The organism is Dactylosporangium sp. NPDC005572 (genome assembly GCF_040605515.1).
In the GTDB taxonomy this organism is placed as follows: Bacteria; Actinomycetota; Actinomycetes; order Mycobacteriales; family Micromonosporaceae; genus Dactylosporangium.
Map to the genome: position 1 here is coordinate 1 of NZ_JBEXCY010000207.1, position 20,675 is coordinate 20,675.

17 protein-coding genes are annotated in these 20,675 nt (G+C 72.2%); 4 read left to right on the plus strand and 13 right to left on the minus strand.

All coding sequences use genetic code 11. From position 1 onward, the window contains the following. From ABZS66_RS50300 to ABZS66_RS50325, 6 genes are all read right to left on the minus strand, one after another. A partial coding sequence (locus ABZS66_RS50300; RefSeq protein WP_354770186.1) for an alpha/beta hydrolase fold domain-containing protein occupies positions 1-431 on the minus strand: 431 nt, incomplete at its 3' end. 32 nt (positions 432-463) lie between these two features. Then, on the minus strand, positions 464-1,096 hold the full coding sequence (locus ABZS66_RS50305; protein ID WP_354770187.1) for a hypothetical protein: 633 nt from the start codon (positions 1,094-1,096) through the stop codon (positions 464-466). Continuing rightward, complete coding sequence (locus tag ABZS66_RS50310) at positions 1,096-1,929, minus strand: carbohydrate ABC transporter permease (RefSeq protein WP_354770188.1); 834 nt, start codon at positions 1,927-1,929, stop codon at positions 1,096-1,098. Before ABZS66_RS50310 ends, ABZS66_RS50305 begins: the two co-directional genes overlap by 1 nt. Next, positions 1,926-2,885 carry a sugar ABC transporter permease gene (locus ABZS66_RS50315; protein ID WP_354770189.1) on the minus strand — a complete coding sequence of 320 codons (960 nt, stop codon included), beginning with the start codon at positions 2,883-2,885 and terminating at the stop codon, positions 1,926-1,928. The genes ABZS66_RS50310 and ABZS66_RS50315 overlap by 4 nt, the downstream gene beginning before the upstream one ends. 17 nt (positions 2,886-2,902) lie before the next feature. Beyond that, entirely contained in the window at positions 2,903-4,219 is a 1,317-nt protein-coding gene (locus ABZS66_RS50320) for a sugar ABC transporter substrate-binding protein (RefSeq protein WP_354770190.1), read from the minus strand. Between the two features lie 131 nt (positions 4,220-4,350). Further along, positions 4,351-5,325, minus strand: coding sequence for a LacI family DNA-binding transcriptional regulator (locus tag ABZS66_RS50325; RefSeq protein ID WP_354770191.1), 975 nt, complete (start codon positions 5,323-5,325; stop codon positions 4,351-4,353). A gap of 208 nt (positions 5,326-5,533) precedes the next feature. Here ABZS66_RS50325 and ABZS66_RS50330 point away from each other — a divergent pair, with 208 nt between their 5' ends. After that, positions 5,534-7,960, plus strand: a complete 2,427-nt coding sequence (locus ABZS66_RS50330) for a GH116 family glycosyl-hydrolase (protein ID WP_354770192.1) — start codon at positions 5,534-5,536, stop codon at positions 7,958-7,960. Here the strand turns inward: ABZS66_RS50330 and ABZS66_RS50335 are convergent. Beyond that, entirely contained in the window at positions 7,957-9,087 is a 1,131-nt protein-coding gene (locus tag ABZS66_RS50335; RefSeq protein WP_354770193.1) for an aromatic acid exporter family protein, read from the minus strand. The two genes, ABZS66_RS50330 and ABZS66_RS50335, sit on opposite strands and share 4 nt — an antisense overlap. A 44-nt stretch (positions 9,088-9,131) precedes the next feature. Between ABZS66_RS50335 and ABZS66_RS50340 the strand changes: the two genes are divergently transcribed. The 3 genes from ABZS66_RS50340 to ABZS66_RS50350 are packed head-to-tail and all read left to right on the plus strand — an operon-like array spanning position 9,132 to position 12,203. Beyond that, positions 9,132-9,848, plus strand: coding sequence for a tyrosine-protein phosphatase (locus ABZS66_RS50340; RefSeq protein WP_354770194.1), 717 nt, complete (start codon positions 9,132-9,134; stop codon positions 9,846-9,848). Continuing rightward, complete coding sequence (locus tag ABZS66_RS50345) at positions 9,845-10,840, plus strand: 2-dehydropantoate 2-reductase (RefSeq protein ID WP_354770195.1); 996 nt, start codon at positions 9,845-9,847, stop codon at positions 10,838-10,840. The genes ABZS66_RS50340 and ABZS66_RS50345 overlap by 4 nt, the downstream gene beginning before the upstream one ends. 4 nt (positions 10,841-10,844) lie before the next feature. Next, complete coding sequence (locus ABZS66_RS50350) at positions 10,845-12,203, plus strand: DUF2252 domain-containing protein (RefSeq protein ID WP_354770196.1); 1,359 nt, start codon at positions 10,845-10,847, stop codon at positions 12,201-12,203. An 11-nt stretch (positions 12,204-12,214) separates the two neighbouring features. Here the strand turns inward: ABZS66_RS50350 and ABZS66_RS50355 are convergent, their stop codons facing one another. The 6 genes from ABZS66_RS50355 to ABZS66_RS50380 all read right to left on the minus strand — a co-directional run bounded on the left by ABZS66_RS50355 (position 12,215) and on the right by ABZS66_RS50380 (position 20,295). Beyond that, complete coding sequence (locus tag ABZS66_RS50355; protein ID WP_354770197.1) at positions 12,215-13,108, minus strand: septum formation family protein; 894 nt, start codon at positions 13,106-13,108, stop codon at positions 12,215-12,217. Positions 13,109-13,239: 131 nt separating this feature from the next. Continuing rightward, positions 13,240-14,646 (minus strand): glucose-6-phosphate dehydrogenase (NADP(+)), encoded by a 1,407-nt coding sequence (locus ABZS66_RS50360; protein WP_354770198.1) that lies wholly within the window; start codon positions 14,644-14,646, stop codon positions 13,240-13,242. Between the two features lie 175 nt (positions 14,647-14,821). Then, positions 14,822-15,727, minus strand: a complete 906-nt coding sequence (locus ABZS66_RS50365; RefSeq protein WP_354770199.1) for a family 43 glycosylhydrolase — start codon at positions 15,725-15,727, stop codon at positions 14,822-14,824. 310 nt (positions 15,728-16,037) lie between these two features. Next, positions 16,038-16,895: an NAD(P)H-binding protein gene (locus ABZS66_RS50370; protein ID WP_354770200.1), complete on the minus strand. Its 858-nt coding sequence runs from the start codon at positions 16,893-16,895 to the stop codon at positions 16,038-16,040. A gap of 319 nt (positions 16,896-17,214) precedes the next feature. Next, entirely contained in the window at positions 17,215-18,240 is a 1,026-nt protein-coding gene (locus ABZS66_RS50375) for an FAD-dependent oxidoreductase (RefSeq protein ID WP_354770201.1), read from the minus strand. Positions 18,241-18,318: 78 nt separating this feature from the next. Beyond that, positions 18,319-20,295, minus strand: coding sequence for a PPC domain-containing protein (locus ABZS66_RS50380; protein ID WP_354770202.1), 1,977 nt, complete (start codon positions 20,293-20,295; stop codon positions 18,319-18,321). Positions 20,296-20,675: the final 380 nt, after the last annotated feature.

Below are 20,675 nucleotides of genomic sequence, written 5' to 3' on the forward strand. Positions count from 1 at the left end.
AGGGCGGCCAGGCCGCCGCCCGCGCTGCCGCCGGCGACGACGACCTTCTCGTAGCGGGCCGCGCACCAGGCGAGCGCGGTGCGGCAGTCGTGCAGCGGCGCGGGGTGCGGGTGCTCGGGCGCGAGCCGGTAGTCGACGGCGACGACGGTCGCGCCGAGCGTCGCCGCGAGGTCGCAGCAGAACGCGTCGTCGATGGTGGCGCTGCCGAGGAACATGCCGCCGCCGTGGATCCACAGGACGCAGGCCGCGCCGGTGCCGTGCACCCGCAGCGGCACGCCCTCGACGGTCACCGTCCAGGGCTCGACGGCCGGCGATGTGAGCACCCGCAGCCGGTCATCGATCGCCCGCACTGTCGCGACATCCAGTGGCGTGGATGGCAGATGGGGGGTGAGGGTACCGCCGACGCCGTCGACCAGCTCGGGATCGATCACGGGAACGGTCGGACCGGTCTCGGGAGACGCGGTCATGAGCGGGCCTGCGCGGCGTCGATCTCGTCCAGCAGCGCGGCCGTCTGGCGGGCCGCGATCGTCAACACCAGCGGCACCACCACGACCGCCAGGACCCCGGCCGAGGCGACCGCGGCGAAGCCGCCGAGGCAGGCCAGGGCGAGCAGGGTGAACGCCCAGCCGGGACGGTACGCGACGAGGATCGCCCCGCCGCGCACCGCCGCCAGCCCGCGCCGCCCGCGCACCGCCCCGTAGGCGAGCGCGGACGGCCCGGCGAGCAGCAGCCCGGCGCCGCACACCGCACCGAACAGTGCGGCGGGGCCGCCGCTCACCAGTCCAACTCCGGCGGCCGTGGTGCCGGCCGCCAGTACCACTGCCAGCACCGGATCGACGGCGCGCAGCTGCGTGACCCGCGCCGCGCCGCCGCGGGCCACGGCGGCCGCCATCGCCGCGGCGCCGGTGAGCGCGAGCGCCGGCGGCACCGTGGTGAGGGCGAGCAGCCAGGCCGGCAGCCCGGCCGCCACCGCGACCGCGAACGGGACGGCGGCGAGCGCGGTGACCGCGCCGGCGAGGAGGTTGCGGGGCAGTTCGTGCCAGAAGGCCACGGCCCCGCCCGATGTGGTGGTCCAGGTGCTGGTCGCAGTGTTCATCAGAGTTTCAGCCCGCTCGATGCGATGGATTGGACGATGTACCGCTGCGCCGCGACGAAGACGACGAGGACGGGAACGACGGCCATCGCGATCCCGGCCGCGATCGTGCCGAGCGACCCGGTCGAGAAGCGGCCGGCGAGCAGGACCAGGCCGACGGGCAGGGTCTGCTTCTCGGTGTCGCTGATCATGACCAGGGGCAGCAGCAGGTCGTTCCACCAGTACGTGAAGCACAGGATGCCGAGCGTCGCCAGCGACGGGCCGGACAGCGGCAGGATGACCCGCAGGAACGTGCGCAGGTGCCCGGCGCCGTCGATGCGGGCGGCCTCCTCCAGCTCCTTCGGCAGCGCCAGGAAGTGCTGGCGGAGCAGGAAGATGCCGAACGCGCTGAAGATGCCGGGCAGGATGAGCGCCCACAGCGTGTTGGTCAGGCCGAGCTTCGACAGTACGAGGAACAGCGGCACGATCGTCACCTGGATCGGGATCATCAGCGAGCCGATGACGACGGCGAACAGCACGCCCTTGCCGCGGAAGCTCATCCGCGCGAACGCGTAGGCGGCGGTGGAGCAGGTGAGCAGCTGCGCGACGGTGATCGTGGTGGAGACGACGATCGAGTTGAGGAAGAACCGGTAGTACGGGACCTGGTCGGTGACCTTGCCGAAGTTGTCCGTGGTCAGGTTGTCCAGGGAGAAGCTCGGCGGCAGGCGGTACAGCTCGGCGTCGGAGCCGGAGAACGCGCCGCGGAAGATCCACAGGAACGGTGCGGTGATGGCGAGCGCCGCGATCCCGAGGATCAGGAACGTCGCCGTGCGCGAGAGAACCCTCGAAGTGCTCATTCGTAGAACGTCCATCTGCGGGAGAGCCGGAACTGGATCGCGGTGAGCACGATGAGGACCAGCGTGAACGTGATGCCGATGGCCGAGGCGTAGCCCAGCTCGAAGTCGCCGAACGCGCGGTCGTAGAGGTACTCGACGATCGTGCGGCTGGCGTCGCCGGGGCCGCCCTGGGTGAGCACCCGCGGCTCGGCGAAGATCTGGAACGAGTTGATGGTGTTGATGACGACCAGGAAGAAGATCGTCGGCGAGAGCATCGGGAACGTGATCCGCCAGAACCTGGTCCAGGCGTTCGCGCCGTCGACGACGGCGGCCTCCTTGAGCTGCGCCGGGATCGACTGCAGCCCCGCGATGTACACCAGGATCGAGAACCCGATCGTCTTCCACGAGTTGACGATGATCACCGAGATCGGCGCCCAGGCCGACGAGCCGAGCCAGTCGATGCGGTCCAGGCCCACCAGGCCGAGCAGGTAGTTCACCAGCCCGAGGTCCTTGTTGAGCAGGAACCGCCAGATCAGCGCGACGGCGGAGGCCGACACGACGAACGGGAACAGGAACGACAGCCGGAAGAACGCCCGCAGCCAGCGCGGCATCCGCGCCTCGAGCAGCACCGCGAGGAGCAGGCCGACGACGACGTTGACGGCCAGGATGACCAGCGCCATGTACGTGGTGGAGCCGTAGACGCCCAGCAGGCGCTCGTCGTGCACGAGCCGGTCGAAGTTGTCGAGGCCGACGAAGGTGCCGTCGCTGAGCAGGTTCCAGTCGTAGAAGCTCAGGTACAGCACCCCAGCGGTCGGGGCGGCGACGAACACGAGGAACGTCACGATCGAGGGGCTGAGGAAGGCGAGCGCGGGGAGCCCGTCCCCCCGTTTGCGGCGGGCCTGCGGGGCCCGTGGCCCGGGGTCGGCGGCGACGGTGCCGCCGGCCCCGGACCGGGGTGTGGTACTGCTGATGGTCATGATCCGCCTTTTCGGCTTCAGCAGGTGACGATGCTGTTCAGCTCGTTCTGCATGTTCTTGAGGCCGTCGGACACCGAGACCTCGCCGGCGAAGATCAGCTGGAGGTGGCGCAGGACGGTCGACTCGAACGCGCTGTACTTCGCGGGGGCGGGGTACGGCACCAGGGTCGGGTACTTGTCGATGCTGTCGTAGAACAGGTCCGAGTTCGCGGGCGGGACACCGGTCTTCGAGATCGTCTGGGCGATCGAGCGACGTGACGGGATGGAGTCGCCCGGCTTGTCCGGGGTGCCGACGTACTGCTGCTCGATCTCGGTGCTGACGGTGAACTTCTGGTACTCCCAGGCGAGGTCCGGGTTCTTCGACGACTTCAGGATCGGGTATCCGGCGCCGCCGAACACCGTCTTGTAGGTGTCGCCCTTCGGGTACAGCTGGATGTCGAACGCCTTGAACCCGGCCGGGACGAAGGTGCCGATCGGCCAGCGGCCGGCGCCGAACATGGCGACCTGACCGTTCTGGAACCGGGTGAACACGTCGCTCATCGGCATCGGGGCCGGGGCGATCTGCTCGGTGATGAGGTCCTTGAGGAAGCTCACCGCCTTGTTGACCGGCGGCGAGTCGGCCGTCGGCTTGCAGACGTCGTCGCTGGTGAGGTTGCCGCCGGCGTTGGCGACCCAGGGCATGATGCCCGGGAAGATCTCGTTGCTGGCCCAGGTGAAGCCGTACTGGTCGGGCTTGCCGTCGCCGTTGGTGTCGGCGGTCAGCTTCTTCGCCGTCGCCTTGAAGTCGGCCCAGGTCCAGTCGGCCTTCGGCGGGTCGATGCCGGCCTTCTTGAACACGTCCGTGTTGTAGTACACGACCATGTCGTTCCAGCCGTAGGTCAGCGTGACGACGTCGCCCTTGACGGTGAAGCCGTCGATGAGCCCCTTGGCTATGTCGCCGGTGAGGGCCTTCGCGTCGGCGTCCTTCTCGAGGTACTGGTTGATCGGCAGGACAAGCTTGTTGGAGTGCACGAACTGGGCGCCCTCGCCGGAGATGACCATGAGGTCGGGGTGCTTCCCGGAGGCGATCAGCGTCGCGACGTTCGCGTAGTACGTGCCCCAGTTCTCGCCGGTCACCGGGGTGAGGGTGACCTTGACGCCGGGGTGCCCCGCCATGAACTGGTCGGCGGTGGCCTTGTTGCCCGCCTCGGCGGCCGGGCCGTAGTTCCAGTAGACGATCTCCAGCGACTTGTCGCCGTCAGCGGCGGCGTCGTCGCCCGAGCAACCCGCAAGGGCGGTAGCCGCCAGGGCGGCTGTCGCGCAGAACAGCGCGACCTTGCGGAATCGAACGTTCATAAGCCTGCGTCCCTCTCCGTTGAGAAGCGGTGCGGTGCGCAAAGTGAAGACCAAGAAATCGATTTCGTCAAGACCTCAGCCGCTCCTGCCCAATGTTGTGCCTGATCAGGGAAGTCTTTTGCTGATATCGATTACAGCTCGGGTGTCTTGACCTCGGCGCGCAGCACCACGGTGCGCGGCGGCGTGGTGTCCCCGGCGATCCGTTCGAGCAGCATCGACGCCGCGGTGGTGCCCAGGTGGCGGGCCGGCAGCCGCACCTCGACGACGCTGGCCGGGGCGAACGTCAGGAACGGCAGCTCGCCGACGACGGCGAGGCCGAACTCGGCCGGCCGGATACCCGCGGCGGCGAGCGCCTGGAGGGCACCGACGGCCATGAGGTTGTTCGTCGTCACCACCGCGTCCGGCGGGGCGTCGAGCGCGAGCAGGGCCTCCATGGCGGCGCGACCGCCGTCGACGCGGAAGTTCGCGTGCTGCAGGTAGCCGTCGTGGGTGGCGGTCCTGCGGGCCGTGACCACCTGCCGCCAGCCCAGGAAACGGTCCTCGGTGGTCTCGATCCCGGCCGGGCCGGCGATGCAGGCGATGCGGCGGTACCCCTGGTCGAAGAGCGCGGTCGTCGCGGCGATCCCGGCGGCGCGGTTGTCCACCTTGACGGCGTCGACGGGGTAGGGCGTGGTGCGGTCGACGGCCACCACGGGCCGCCCGAGCTCGGCGATCGAGCCCAGGTCGACCTCGTCGGAGGCCGGCGCGAGGATGACGCCGGCCATCTGCTCGGACGCGGCGATGCCGAGGTAGCGCTTCTCCTTGGCCGGGTCCTCGTCGGTGTTGCAGAGCACGACGGAGAACCCGGACTCCTGGGCGCGGTCCTCGACGCCGCGGGCGAGCGCGGTGAAGAACGGGTTCTCGATGTCGGGGATGAGCAGGGCGATGAGCTCGGAGCTCTGCTTGCGCAGCCGCCGGGCGGTCTTGTTGGGCACGAACGAGAGCTTGGTGGCAGCATCGCGGACGGCCCGCTGCTTCTCCTCGGAGACGGTGAGTCCGTTGAAGACGCGCGAGACGGTCGCGGGCGAAACCCCGGCGAGCGCCGCAACCTCGTAGATCGTGGCCATGATCCCACACTGTAGTGCGCCCCGCGGTCGCCCCCGACCGCCTCGCCACCCGCTGCCAGGATCGCGGGGACCGGGCGGCGCGGGGTCCGTGCTTGACAGTGCGTGACCGGGCGTCTAGCTTGTGCGAAATCGATTTCACGACAGCCGGGGAGCGAAGTCCGCCAACGCGGTTCTCCGGGGGTGGCGTGTGCGTTCTAGGAGGCGGTCAGTGCGGCGGTACACCGGAGACGCGCGGCGCGCGGTGGCGTTTCCGCTCGGGGGGTTCGGGACCGGGCACGTGGCGCTGGCCGGGGACGGGTCCCTGCGGCAGTGGCAGCTCAGCGGGGTCGCCAACCACCGCGGGTTCCTGCCCGACAGCTTCTTCGCCCTGCGCGTCTCCTCGCTCGAACCGCCGGACGACGTCGTGCGGCTCCTGCGCAGCGCGCCCATCCAACCGCACCCGACGCCCGCGCCGAACGTGTCCGACGCCGACGTGCCCGACGCCGGCAAGCTGCCGCCGTGGCCGACCGTCCAGCGCACCGAGTTCCGGGCCGGCTACCCGTTCGCCGAGGTCACGTACCTCGACGAGGCGCTGCCCGTCGACGTGGTCATGGAGGCGTTCACGCCGTTCGTGCCGCTCGACCACGAGGCCAGCTCGCTGCCCCTGGTGCGGTACCGGTTCACGCTCACGAACCACAGCGCGCAGTTCCGGCACGGTTGGCTGCTCGGGACGCTGCAGAACGGGATCGGGTGGGACGGGGTCACGCCCGTCGACGGGACGCGCGGGGCCGGGTACGGCGGGAACGTCAACCGGCTCGTCCGGCGGCCCGGGCAGACCGGCGTTCTCATGGACCACCCGGGGCTGGCCGAGGACGACCCCGCCTACGGCGAGATGCTGCTGTGGACCGACGGGCCGGCCGCGGCGCTGCCCCGGGCGGCGAGCGCCGACGCGCTGCTGCGGTTCGTGGAGACGGCGAAGCTGGTGACGCCCGTGCAGCTCGGGGACTACAGCGACGACGCGCTGCGGGCGGCCGTCGCCGGTGGGGTGTCGCCGATGCGGGCGCCCAGCGGGCCCAGCCCGGCGGGGCACACGTGGGACGCGGGCGTGGCGGTGGCGTTCGCGCTGCGGCCCGGCGAGAGCACCACGGTCGACGTCGTGCACGCCTGGTGGTTCCCGAACCGGTACGCGGACTTCGACCGGTTCGGGCCGCGGCACCCGCAGTACAACCGGAGCCGGTTCTGGGTCGGCAACCACTATGCGACCCGCTTCGGTGGCGCGCTCGACGTGCTCGACGCGTACCTCGCGGACCGTGAGCGCCTCGACAGCGCGAGCCGGGCGTGGGCGGACGCGGTGTCGTCGAGCGACCTGCCGGAGCCGCTGCGGGAGGCGATCTCCGCGCAGGGCACGCTGGTGCGCTCCCCCACGTTCTTCCGCACCGCGGACGGGAAGGTGTACGGGTTCGAGGGCGCGCTGGGCGAGTCCACGCGCAACTGGAACGGCGACGTCGGCGGCTCCTGCCCGCTCAACTGCAACCACGTCTTCAACTACGAGCAGGCCCTGGCGCGGCTCTTCCCGGCGCTCGGGCGCGACATGCGCGAGACCGAGTTCGCGGTGCAGGCACCGGACGGGACGCTGCCCCATCGGGTCGTGCTCCCGCTGTACCTCCCGCAGCTGCACGACGTGCCGATCGGCGGGCCGGAGCGCCCGGCGCTGGACGGCATGCTGGGCGCGGTCCTCAAGACGTACCGGTCCGTCCTCGACGGCGCCGGCGAGGTCTGGCTCCGCACCCACTGGTCCGCCCTGCGGCACCTCGTCGATCGCATCGCGGCGGTGTGGGACGCCGACGGTGACGGGGTGCTGCAGGGCGACCAGCCCGTGACGTACGACATCAGCCTGCACGGCCCGAACATGTTCGTGGGCGGGCTGTGGCTGGCGGCGCTGCGGGCGATGGAGCGGATGGCCGCGCTGGTCGACCCGGCAGCGGCGGCGGGCTACGCGGAGCGGTTCACGCTCGGCCGGGACAACTACGACAAACTGCTGTGGAACGGCGAGTTCTACGCGCAGCCGGTGACCGGCGAGGCGTTCGACTTCGGCAGCGGCTGCCTGTCCGACCAGCTCCTCGGCCAGTGGTGGGCGCACCAGCTGGGCCTCGGCCACATCCTGCCGGCCGACCGGGTGCGCACCGCGCTCGCCTCGATCGTGCGGTACAACCTGCGCACCGGGTTCGCCGAGCACGGCTACCGCGTGTTCGCGGACGGCGACGAGACGGGCCTGGTCGTGTGCAGCTGGCCGCTCGGGGGCCGGCCGGCGGTGCCGCTGCGGTACTGCGACGAGGTGTGGACGGGCGTGGAGTACCAGGTCGCGGCGCACTGCCTGTACGAGGGCCTGACCGACGAGGGCCTGGCCGTGGTCGCCGCGCTGCAGGCCCGTCACGACGGCACCCGGCGCAACCCGTTCAACGAGATCGAGTGCGGCGACCACTACGTGCGGGCGATGGCCGGCTGGTCCCTGCTGGACGCCTGGTCCGGGTTCGGTGCCGTACCACAGACGACCCGCCCCGGCCGCTACCCGTTCGTGGCCGGCACGGGGTGGGGCGTGGTGACGGTGGCCGAGGACGGCTCCTCCTCGACGGAGGTCCTCGGCGGCACGCTCTAGCGCAGGTCGGTGCGGGGCAGCTTGTCGAGGTCGACGAGGGCCTCCGGGTCCTCGGCGGCGTCCTGGCGGAGCTGGTCGAGGCGACCGAGCAGGGTCACCGAGTCGAGCACGGCGAGTGCCGTCGGGAACACGGTGTGCACCCGCAGGACGGCGGCGCTCAGGGCCGCGCGCAGGGAGGCGTCGTCCGGCGACTCGCCGGCCAGGCGCGCGGCGAGCAGGTCGGCGGTCGCCGTGAGCAGGGCCCGCAGCGTGTCGCGGTCGAGGGCCGGCGGGTGGCCGGCGCGGTCGTAGAGCCGGTCGACGGCGAGAGAGACGGCGCGGACCTGGGTGGTGATCCGCACCAGCCACAGGTGCTCGCCGCGGGCCTCGTCGAGGTCGCGGCGCAGGCGCCCGGCGGCGATGTTGAGCACGGTCGTCTCCTCGACGCCGGCGAGCGAGGCGGTCGCCTCGGCGCCCAGGTCGCCGAGCGCCCGGGACTTCGCGATGAAGTCGTGGCGGGTGTCCAGGTCGAGCGGCTCGCCCCCGGCCCGCTCGCCCAGCTCGTCGGCGATGTCGTGCAGGACCTGCACGCAGGCCGCGCCCCAGGCGTCGAGCGAGCCGCGGATCAGGCCGAGCCGCGGGCGCTCGGGGATGACGACCGCGACGACCAGGCCGACGACGCTGCCGAGGGCGACGTCGATGAAGCGCCACTGGCCGTAGCCCTGCGCCATCGGGGTGAGGACGAGCACCGCGAGGGTGGCGAAGGTGAGCTGGTTGCGGGCGAGCGGGGTGTTCGTCACCTGCCGGGCCACGACGAGCGCGACGAACGCGGCGGCGGCGAGCGTCCACCAGGTGAGGCCGAGCAGCTGGACCCAGGCGATGGCCAGGGCGGTGCCGACCAGGTTGGCGAACAGCAGCTGCACGCCGGTGGCGATCGAGCCGTACACGCTGGCCTGCAGGGTGAGAACCGCGACGACCGGGGCGAACAGGACGGCCACGTTCTCGCCGAGCTGGCGGGCCAGGACCCACGCCAGGGTCGCCGCGACCGTGGTCTTCACCACTGTCAGCCAGCTCGGTTTGCTCTTCGGCACGTTCGCCAGCAGGGCTCCGAGCGGTTCCGTGACCACCGCCCGGCGTTTGCGCTCCACGTGGTGACAACCTACCGGCTGCGCGGTGGGATTAGGGTCGCGTGGTGCGGAACTATGACCACCCCAACCTGTTCAACTTCCGCGACCTGGGCGGCTACGCCGGGCACGAGGGCCGGACGGTCCGCTGGCGCCGGCTGTTCCGGTCCGACTCGCTGAGCCGCATCGACCCCGCCGACGCCGGCTCGTTCACGGCGCTCGGCGTGCGGACCGTCATCGACCTGCGCCGGCCGCGGGAGATCGACCGCGACGGGCGCGTCCACGCCTTCCCCGGCCTCACCTACCAGCACATCAGCCCCGTGCACGCCGAGTGGGAGGAGACGCCCGCCGACGCCGGGCTGACCGACGCCCGGTGGCTCGCCGACCGGTACCTCGACCTCGCCGAGCACGGCCGGGAGGCGATCGTCACCGCGGTGGGCGTCATCGCCGACGCCGGGAACGCGCCGGTTGTCGTGCACTGCGTCGCCGGCAAGGACCGCACCGGCGTGGTGTCCGGGATCACCCTCGCGGCGCTGGGCGTCCCCGACGCGGTCGTGGCCGAGGACTACGCGCTGACGACGGCGGCGACCGAGCGATCGATGGAGTACTGGCGGCGGACCAACCCGGGCATCGCCGGCATGCCGGCCCGGTGGCTCGCGTCGCCGGCCGAGACGATGCTGCTGTTCCTGGCCGACGTGCGGGCCCGCTACGGCTCGCTCGACGCATACCTCGGCGACCCGTCCATCGCGGCCACGCTGCGCGAACACCTCCTGGAACCGTCATGACCAGGGTCGCGGTGGTCGGGGCGGGGGCGGTCGGCGGGGTCATCGGGGTCCGCCTGGCCGCCGCCGGGCACGAAACGTCGGTGCTGGCCCGCGGCGCGACCCTGGCCGCGATCCGGGCCGGCGGCTGGCGGCTGCACACGGCGGGCGGCACGATCGTCGCCGGCCCGGATCCGCACCCGGTCACCGCCAGCGACGACCCGGCCGCGCTCGGGCCGCAGGACGTGGTGTTCCTCACCGTGAAGGCGCACGCCCTGCCCGGGCTGGCCCCGGGCCTGGCCCCGCTCCTCGGGCCGGACACCGTCGTGGTGCCGGCGCTCAACGGGGTGCCGTGGTGGTTCTTCGACGGGCTCGGCGGCCCCTACGACGGGCTGCGGCTGCGGGCCGTGGACCCGGACGGGTCGGTCGCCGGCACCTTCGGTACCCACCACATCCTCGGCTGCGTCGTGCACCTCAGCGCGAACGTCCCCGCGCCCGGCGAGGTGCGGCTGACGGCGGGTGACGGCCTGATCCTGGGCGAGCCCGGGGGCGGCGACAGCGAGCGCCTGCGGCGCACCGCGGCGCTGCTCGACGGGTTCACCGTCACGCGCTCGGACCGGATCCAGCGCGACATCTGGTACAAACTCTGGGGAAACATGACCGTCAACCCCATCTCCGCCCTGACCGGCGCCACCGCCGACAAGATCCTCGACGACGAGCTCGTGAACGGGTTCGCGCACGCGGTGATGCGGGAGGCGGCCGAGATCGGGGCGCGGATCGGCTGCCCGATCGAGCAGAGCCCGGCCGACCGCAACGCCGTCACGCGGCGGCTCGGCGCGTTCAAGACGTCGATGCTCCAGGACGCGGAGGCGGGCCGGCCGATCGAGCTCGACGCGATGCTCACCGCCGTGCGGGAGATCGCCGGCGCTGTCGGCATCCCGACGCCGTCACTGGACGCACTGCTGGGTGTGACCAGGCTCGCTGCACGGGAACGTGGCCTGTACCCGTTACGGTGAGAGGATGATCGGCTCCACCGGGTGGGCGGCCCCCACCGCGTTACGCGAGGACGGGACCGCCCGCCGCGCCCGCGTCCCAGTCAAGCTGCTGACGGCGTTCGAGCCCGTCGACCGGGATCCGGTGGCGATCATGACCGCCACGAACGCCGAGCGGGTGGCCGACCTGGTGCCGATCCGCCACGGCCGCATGATCACCTCACCGTTCGCGTTCCTGCGGGGCTCCGCCGCCGTCATGGCCGCCGACCTGGCCCGGGGCGCCGACACGGGCCTGCACGGGCACATCTGCGGCGACGCGCACGCCGCCAACTTCGGCCTGTACGCGTCGCCGGAGCGCCGCCAGGTGATGGACGTCAACGACTTCGACGAGACCGCCGTCGGGCCGTGGGACTGGGACCTCAAGCGCCTCGTCACGAGCCTGGTCAGCGCGGGCCGGGAGGCCGGCCTGCCGGACGACGAGTGCCGCACGGCCGCCCGCGACTGCGCCCGCGGGTACCGCACCGCCGTCCGCGAGCTCGCCGACATGCCGCTGCTCGACGCGTACTACCTCACGACCGACCACTCGACGCTGGAGCACTACGGCATCGGCGACCTCGTCGACACGTTCGACCGGGTGCGCCGGAAGGCCCGCAAGAACACGAGCCGCCGGGTCGCCGAGAAGTTCACCTCCCGGCTCGACCACGACGCCTGGCGGTTCACGCCCGACCCGCCGATCCTGGTCCCCCTCGACTCGACCGAGGCGTTCCCGGTGATCGAGGGCCTCGAGTCGTACGCCGGGACCCTGGAGGAGGAGATCCGCGCCCTGTTCGGCCGGTACGCCGTGGTCGACGTCGCCCACCGCATCGTCGGCCTCGGCAGCGTCGGGTACCGCAGCTACGTCGTCCTGCTGCACGGCAACGGCGACGAGGCCCTCGTCCTGCAGGTCAAGCAGGCCCGCGCGTCGGCCCTCGCCCCGTACCTGCCGCCGGCCCCCGACCAGCACGCCGGCGAGCGCGTGGTGCGCGGCCAGCGCTGGATGCAGACCGTCAGCGACGTGCTGCTGGGATGGACGTCGATCGATTCCAGGCCGTACCTCGTGCGCCAGTTCCGGGACATGAAGGGCTCGATCGACCCGACGACGCTGCGGGCCGGCCAGCTCGACGACTACGCCCGGGTCGTCGGCGTGGTCCTCGGCCGGGCCCACGCGCAGTCGATCGACCCGCGGGTCCTGGACGGCTACTGTGCGCCGACGCCGGAGGACGGCGAGGAGTTCGACGAGGCGTTCGCGTCGTTCGCCGTCGCCTACGCGGACCAGACCTCGGCCGATCACGCGGCGCTGCTCGCGGCGGTCTCGTCGGGGGCGCTGCCGGCCGTGACCGGGGTCTAGGCCGCGGTCGCTCAGATGGCGATGTTGCCGGCGCCCTTCAGCGAGCGGGAGATCTTCTTCTTGTCGATCATCGCGTAGCAGCGGGCGGTGTGGTTGCCGGCCTTCCACTCGTCCTGGCCGGCCATCATCCAGTAGCCGTACAGCAGCGCCTTCTGCTTGGCGAAGTGGCTCGCCGACATCCCGATGTACGACATGAGCTGCTGCTCGCAGACGTCGCTGAACGCCGACTCGAGCGTCTTGCCGTCCGACGGGTACGTCGAGGTCTTGGCGTTGACGACGCCGACGAACTCGACGTCGTGGGCCGCGGTGCACGAGGCCGGGGTGATGTCGTCCCACCCACCGCTGCTGTCGAGCCCGACCAGGTTGCCGCAGGTCAGCGCCAGCTCGCCGCCCGGCTTGAGGGCGTCCTTGAACGGCTCCTTGCGCGGTTCGAGCGTGCCGAGCTCGGTGCGCAGGGCGACGACGTCGCAGCGGAAGAACCGGCCGCCGCCGGCCCACTGCGCCTTGGTCGGCGTCTGCACGATCAGGTGGATACGGCCCGCCTGCCAGGCGTTGCCGAGGTACGTCTTCGCGGCCCCGTCGCACTCCGCGTAGGCGGTGGAGAGCCCGTCCGCGGTCGGCGGCAGCGACCCGTCGGCCGCGTTGCCGGTGAAGTGCCCGACGTGGATCGTCTCGAACATGTGCTGCATCTCGCAGGGGATCTGGGTGACCCGCGAGGGCACGACGTCGTCGAGCTGGGAGACGTCGGTGTTCCAGCAGTTGCCCTCGGCCGGCTCGGGCACCTTGGCCTCGGCCATCATGGCCCAGTCGTCGACGAGGTCCTTGTCGACCCCGGCCGGCGCCGCGCACCCGGCGGCCACGCCGAGCACGGCCACGGCGATCGCCGCGAGCACAAACCTTCGCATTCCTGCTGCCTCCCCCGCGAAACGTGCGAGGGGCAGTGTGCCAAGCCTCAATGCATACGGCAATCAACCGAACAGTTGACCTTGCCCCCTTTGCTGGTGTTGGTCCGTATTTCCGGCTCAGCGGCTCAGGTTTACTGGCCGAGCAGCCAGCGGTGCGGTGCGGCGATGCGGCGGGCCTGGGTCGGTCCCCACGAGCCCTGCGCGTACGACGCCGGGCGCGGGCGGGCGTCGAGCAGCGGCTGGGCCACGTTCCACACGGCCGCCAGCCCGTCCGGCCGGGTGAACAGCGACCGGTCGCCGAGCAGGGCGTCGTGGATGAGGCGGACGTACGGCGGGAGCGGATCGGCGTTGGCCATCGCACACAGCGGCAGCGCGGCGGTCGCCGGCTCGACGTCGAGCGCGACCCCGGGCCGCTTGGCCAGCATGTCGACGTCGATCTCGCCTGAGCCGGAGAGCGAGAACGACAGCACGTTCGACTGGGTCGGCAACGCCTGGAACGGCTGCCCGGACGTGCGCAGCACGAGGCTCACCCGCTGCGCGTTCGTCGCCATCCGCTTGCCGGTGCGCAGCAGGAACGGCACGCCCCGCCACCGGGCGTTGTCGATCCACAGCCGGGCCGCGACGAACGTGTCCGTGCGGGAGCGGGCGGCGACGCCGGGAACGTCGCGGTACCCGGTGAACTGCCCGAGCACCACCTCGGCCGGGTCCAGCGGCCGGAACGCCCGGATGACCCGTTCCCGGGCGGCCTGCAGCCCGTCGGCGTCGAGCCGCGCCGGCGGCTCCATCGCGACCTCGGCGGCGACCTGGAACAGGTGTGTGACCAGCATGTCGAGCACGGCCCCGGTCGCGTCGTAGAACCCGGCCCGGTCCGCGATCCCGAGATCCTCGGGTACGTCGATCTGCACGCTCTCGACATGGCGCCGGTTCCACGTGGCGCCGAACAGCTCGTTGGCGAACCGCAGCACGTGCAGGTTCTGGGTCGCCTCCTTCCCGAGGAAGTGGTCGATCCGGTACACCTGGGACTCGTCGAGCACCCGCCGCACGGTCCGGTTCAGCTCCCGGAACGACTCGGGCGAGGTGCCGAAGGGCTTCTCGTAGACGACCCGGGCCCGCTCCGTGAGCCCGTGCGTGCCGAGCGCATGCGTCAGGCCCGCGAAGGCGACGGGCGGCACCGCGAGGTAGTGCACGAGCTGCGCGTCCCGCCCGACCTTGGTCCGGACGTGGTCGAGCACGTCGAGCAGGCTGCCGGGGTCGGTGCTGGCGAACCCGCCGCCGGCGAAGTACAGCCGCCGCTCGAACTCCCGCCAGACGCGCTGCGGCAGGTGCGGCCCGAACTTGTCGAGCGCCTCCCGCACATGCTCCCGGAAGTCCTCGTGCGGGACGTCCCCGCGCCCGTTGCCGACGAGCGCCCAGTCCTTGGGCAGTAATCCGTCGCCGGCGAGGGTGGCGAAGGCGGGCAGCACCATGCGCTTCGCGAGATCGCCGGTCGCCCCGAAGAGCACGAACACGGTGGGACCAGGACGGTCCGAGGTCGCCATGCACCCACCGTATGGCCGGCCCGCCGCGGGGCACCGGCTGTCACCCCGCCCGCCACCCGCCGACCCGTGACTCCCACCCGTTTCCCGCGGAAACGGCGGGGCCCCGTCCTCGGCCGTCCGTGGCTTTCGGCGGACGGCGCGATGCTCCTCGACGGACGCCGATGTCCAGGCGCAGTTACCGAACTCGCTCGACCAGGCGTCTGCCGGTCCAGGCGACCGGGATCGGGTCGATGATCTCGCCGTGGAAGACGCCGTGCTCCCAGTCGCGGGAACCGAGCAGGCACCAGCCGCCGGCGGGGTCGCGGGCGAGGCGCGCGGCGTTGAGCGACGGGTGCGCGAACGGTGTCGCCGCGGTCACGTCCCAGCCGGTGCCGACGGAGCCGCCGGCCACGACCCAGGTGCCCGACAGCGGCGAACCGTTGCGCCGCTGGACCGTGGTCATCGCCGGCTGGCAGGAGAACAGCAGGATCGTGACGTCGTCGATCTGGTGCACCTGCGGTACCTCCAGATGGTCGAAGCCGGCGGGACGGGTGAGCGGCGGCCGGACGCTCCAGTGCAGCAGGTCGGCGGAGCGGGCGTGCCCGACCACGCCGAGGCCGCGGCCGTCCCCGGTGGCGCGGGCCGTGACCAGCATGTGCCAGCCGCGGCCGGCCGGGTCGGCGAAGACGAACGGGTCGCGCCAGGCGGTGGCGGCGTACCACCGCGGGTCCGGCCCGGCCACCGGCTCGGCGCCGTGGCGCTGCCAGGTGTGCAGGTCGTCGGAGACCGCGATCCCGATGCGCTGGGCACCGTCGCCGTCGACGCCGGTGTAGAAGAGATACCACCGGCCGGCGGACGGGACGATCGACCCGGTCCACACGGCGGTGCCGTCCCAGGCCGACGCCGCGGCGCGCTCGAGCGGGTCGGGCAGCACCGTCCAGCGACGAAGGTCGGTGGACACGGCGTGCCCGACCGACGTGGACAGATGCCGGCGGTCGGGGTCGCGCAGTTCGCGGGGCGCGCGCAGGAAGAAGAGGTGGTGCTCGTCGCCGCTGGCCGCGAGCCAGCTGTCCCAGACCCAGTGATCGACGAGACGCAACATCCCGGCCACACCTCCCGCTGAATCCATTCAGCATCTTCGACCGTGCGGCCCCGGGCGACGCATGTCAAGCTTGCCGACGGAGATCGACGGAAACACCCGGAACGCCGGGCTCGCACCCGGCGGCCCCGGAAACGCCCGGGATCTGACCCGCCCCGGCGAACGACGCGGGAACACCACGGGAACCGATCGCTGGAGGCACGGAGTGGCAGCCTGCGGACGAACCTGACCCAGTCGCTCGGCCTGATCTCGGACACGATCGCCACAGGGACGTCGGCCTCGCGTCGGGGACGTCAGCCTCGCGTCGGGGACGTCAGCGGAAGTCGGCCGCGTGGTCGTGGGCCCACTCGGCGAAGGTGCGGGCCGGGCGCCCGGTGACGGCCTCGGCGGTCGGCAGGGCCAGCGCGCCGAGGTCGAGGGCCTCGATCGAGTCCGGGGTGGCGGCGTTGCCGGCGTAGTCCTCGAAGCCCAGCAGGAAGTCGGCGTTGTCGGCGGCGAAGCCGCCCTGTTCGCGGTACAGCTCCCGGGCCTGATGCGGCGTGACCATCTCCAGCCGGACCTCCTCGCCGATCGCCGCGGCGATGGCGCGCGCCTGGTCCCGCCGGCTGATGAGGCCCGGGCCGTTGAGGTCGTACGCCCGGCCGGCGTGCCCGTCGTCGAGCAGCGCGGCGGCCGCGACGTCGGCGATGTCCTGCTCGTGGACCGGGCACCACTCGACGTCCGGGAACGGTTCCCGCACCACGCGCCCGGCGCGGATCGACGGCCCCCACAGCCAGACCAGGTTGAGCATGAACTCCCCCGGCCGCACGTGGGTCCACTCCGCGCCCGAGCGCTCGACGGCCTGCTCGACGGGCAGGTGGAACGAGGGGTCGAGGCCGGCGGTGACGGCGCCGGAGGAGAGGACGACGATCCGCTGTACCCCGGCCGCGCGGGCCCGCGCCACGACCTCTCCGGCGGTGGCCGCGACCGGGAACAGGTACAGCCGGTCGGCGCCGTCGAAGTCGAGCGTCGCCGGCTCGGCGAGATCACCGGCGACGACCGTCACCCCGTCCGGGAGCCCGGCGGTGTCCGGCCGCCGGGTCACGGCCCGGACCGGCTCTCCCGCCGCGACGAGCCGATCGACCACATGCCTGCCCACGCCCCCGGTCGCCCCGGTCACCACCGTCGTCATGCGCCCATCCTGCGCACCCCGATCGGCCGGAGGCAAACGCGAACGACATGTTCGCGTTCGCCGCTGACCTGCGGAAACGTTGATCCGGCGCCGGAAATGTCCGGTCTTCGGGAACGGCTCGGAACGCCCGGGAACGGCGCCGGATCAGGCCGGCTCCCGGGAGCGCCGCGATCCCACGGACCGCCGGATCAGGCCCGCCGCAGGAGCACCGCGATCCCGCGGGCCGCCGGATCAGGCCCGCCGCCTGGAACACCGCGGTCCCACGGACCGCCCGATCAGGCCGGCTGCTTGGAGCGCCGCGATCCCACCAGCCGCTGGATCAGGCCGGCTGCAGGAACGCCGCGATCTCGCGGGCCGCGGCCTGGCCCGCTCGGTTGGCGCCCACCGTGCTCGCCGACGGGCCGTACCCGACGAGGTGCAGGCGCGGCTCGCGGACCGTGCGGGTGCCGTCCATGCGGATGCCGCCGCCCGGCTCGCGCAGGCGGAGTGGGGCCAGGTGGTTCAGGGCGGCCCGGAAGCCCGTGGCCCAGATGATCGTGTCGTACGGCTCGAACGCACGGTCCCACACCGCGCCGTCCGCCACCAGGCGGTCGAACATCGGGCGGCGGTGCAGTGCGCCCTTCTCCAGCGCCGTGCGGACGATCGAGGTGTAGCCGAGGCCCGTCACGCTCACCACGCTGCGCGGCGGGAGGCCGGCGGCCACCCGCTCCTCGACGCGGGCCACCACCCGGCGGCCGTAGTCCTCGGTGAACGGGCCCTCGTGGAAATCGGGCTCGCGGCGGGTCACCCACCGTACCGCCGAAGCAACATCCGGCAGCTCCGACAGGACGTGCACCGCGGAGTGGCCGCCGCCCACCACCAGGACGCGGCGGCCGGCGAAGTCCGACGGGCCGCGGTAGTCGGCGTAGTGCAGCTGGCGGCCCCGGAAGTCGGCCGCGCCCGGGTACACCGGCCAGTACGGATGCGTCCACGTGCCGGTCGCGTTCACCACCGCCCCCGCCGTCCACGAGCCGGCCGGGGACGAGACCAGCAGGCCGCCGGGCACCCGGCGCACCGCGTCGACGACGACGGGCCGCAGTACCGGAAGGGCGAAATCACGCTCGTAGCGGGCGAAATAGTCCGCCACGACGGACGCCGCCGGGCCTTCGGCGGGCGGCTCGAAATGCAGGCCCGGCAGGTCGAAGATGCCGTGCAGCGACGCCACCGACAGTGACGGCGAGCGATGTTGCCACGCGCCACCCGGCGCGCTGCCCGCATCGAGCACAACGAATGACAGGCCACGGCGTCGCAGCGCGTACGCCGCGGACAGGCCGGCCTGGCCGGCGCCGATCACGACCGCGTCCACGGTGGGAAGAACCCCACCGTGGACGCGGCGATTCCGTCCCGGGGCAGTGATCCGGGCTACTTCCGGGCTACTTCCGGGCTACTTGGTCTTGCCCTTCACCAGGCCCCAGGCTGCCGTGTTGAGGGTGTCCTCGGTACCGGCCAGGCCCTCGCCGGGGTAGAACTCGTCGTCGCCGAAGTCGTAGTCGACGTCGTCGGCCGTGCCGCCGACGTTGTCCGGGCCGACCCCGAACAGGCCGGGGAAGGCGCCGCCCGCGTCCATCAGGTTCGGCGTGCTGTTGAGCGGGTCGGTGTGGAAGTTGCCGTACAGGTGCCCGGCCTCGTGCGTGATGACGTTGCCGAGCGCCCGGCCGATGAACTTGATCTTGTTACTGGCCGGGGTGATGTACGTGTTCAGGGACGCCGGCCCGCTCGGGTCGCTCAGGATGTCGAGCAGGACGATGGCGCTGTCCTCGGTCGCGTAGTTGCCGGGGTCGATGTACTGCGCGATGCCGATCGTGTCGATCCCCGACTCGTCGATCGTGCCGCCCACGACGATCCGGTGCACGTTCGGCTGACCGAACGCGTCGGGGTTGTCGCGGCTGTTGAGGATCTTCAATCCGAACCGCGGGTCGGTACCGCGGGCCTTCATGTCGGTGATGGTGTTCTCCCGCACCGCGGCGACGGTCGCGTCGATCACCTTGTTCTCGTCGGCCGCGGTGAGACCCCACCGGCCGAGGAAGCCGGCGAGCGGCGAGAGCTGCCGCACGCCCGGGCCGCCGAAGATGGCGGTGTTGATCCGGGCGCCGTCGAAGTCCAGGAACAGCGTCTGGACCGTGCCCTGGTCCCGCGCCTCGGGGCCGGGACGGTACGCCTCAGTCGTAATGTCGTAGTTGCCGGCGAGCCCGCCGACCTCGACCGAGTAGCGGCCGGCCTTGGCCGCCACGTAGGAGACGACCGCGTTGCCGCCGCCGGGCAGCGGCGCGCTCGGCGCGTAGATGAAGCTCGCGTCCTGCTCCGAGCCGAAGACGATCCGGCCGGACGGGTCGCGGACTGTCAGGCGCGTGCCGACGCCGGTGACCGAGCCGCCGAGGACGTCGCCGGCGGCGAGGTCGACGGCGAAGAAGTCACGGTCGGGGAAGGCGATCGTGCCGGTCAGCGTGTAGGGGCCCTCGCTGCCGAGCGCGATGCCGCTGCCGGAGTCGAACGGGTCCGCCGGGAACACGCCGCCGGTGCTGAACCCGGACACCATCAGGTAGTACGTGCCGCTCACCGTCACGTCGAAGGCGAGCAGGCTGTCGAGGCCGGGGCCGCCGTCGTCGTCGGCCGCGACCAGCACGCCCGTGGCGTCGTAGAGGCCGACGACCGGGTCGAGGGAGCCGGTCGGCGTGTCGATCGCGACCACGAGCTGCTGCCCGGCGAACGCGGTGACCTTGACGAAGTCGAAGTCGCCGCTGCCGTCGCCGGTGCTGCCGTGCGGGCCGTCGCCGCGGGTGCCGGTGGTCGTGACGCCCTTGCGGCTGGCGCCGAACCCGAGGTCCGCGGCGAGCGGGATGGCCCCGTCGTCCTCCGTGGCCGGGCTGGCCGAGGAGATGCTCACGGTCTCCGGCGAGATCTGCCCGAGCACGCGGGCCCGGTTGTTGACCTTGGCGCCGGTACCGAAGCCCTTGATCAGCTCGGCGGTGGCGTGGGTGTCGTTGGAGCCGAAGAAGCCGCGCGGCTCCGCCTCGTCGTGGATGAGCGGCGACGCGGCCGCCGCGAGGGCGTTCTGTGCCTGCTTCTGCTGCGCCCGGGCAAGCGACCGCGTCTTGGCCTGCTCGGACCAGTAGTACTTGTCGACCTTGCTCGGGTCCTTCAGCAGGGCCGTGTACGGGTTGACGGTGCTCGGCGCGGCCGCCTTCGCCGTCGCCGACTGCTTCGGCACGACCTGTACGCCGGCGGCCAGCTGCCGCTTGATCCCGTCGGCCAGATCCCCCGTCGGCGCGGCCGGTGCGGCCGACGCCGGTGCCGGTGCCAGTACCACCAGCGAACCGGCCACCAGGCCGGCCACGGCGATACTCGCGAGCCTTTTCCTCACTTGGCCTCCCCATTGAGTCAGGCGCTTTGCTGCACGCTATGGCCTGCAAGGTCGCTTCGACTACCCTTTCCCGCCCCTAATGCCGATCAATGTGGAAATAGCCCAAGACAAAAACGATCACCAATGTGTACTACGGAGAAGCGCGGCGGGACGCGAGCACTGAGGGCGGGGAGAGCTCGCAAGGGCGGAGGGCGGGAGCGCATTTCTCCGCCGTCTCACACCGCCCGCCTCCCACGCCCCGACCTCCCACGCCCCTGCCTCCCACGCCCTCTGCCTTCCGCTCCCGCCTCACGCGCCCTCCGCTCTCTGCGCCCTCCGACTTGCTGGTCCGTGAGCTCGGTCGGTCGACCGACCAACCCGCCGGACAGCACCCTCCACCT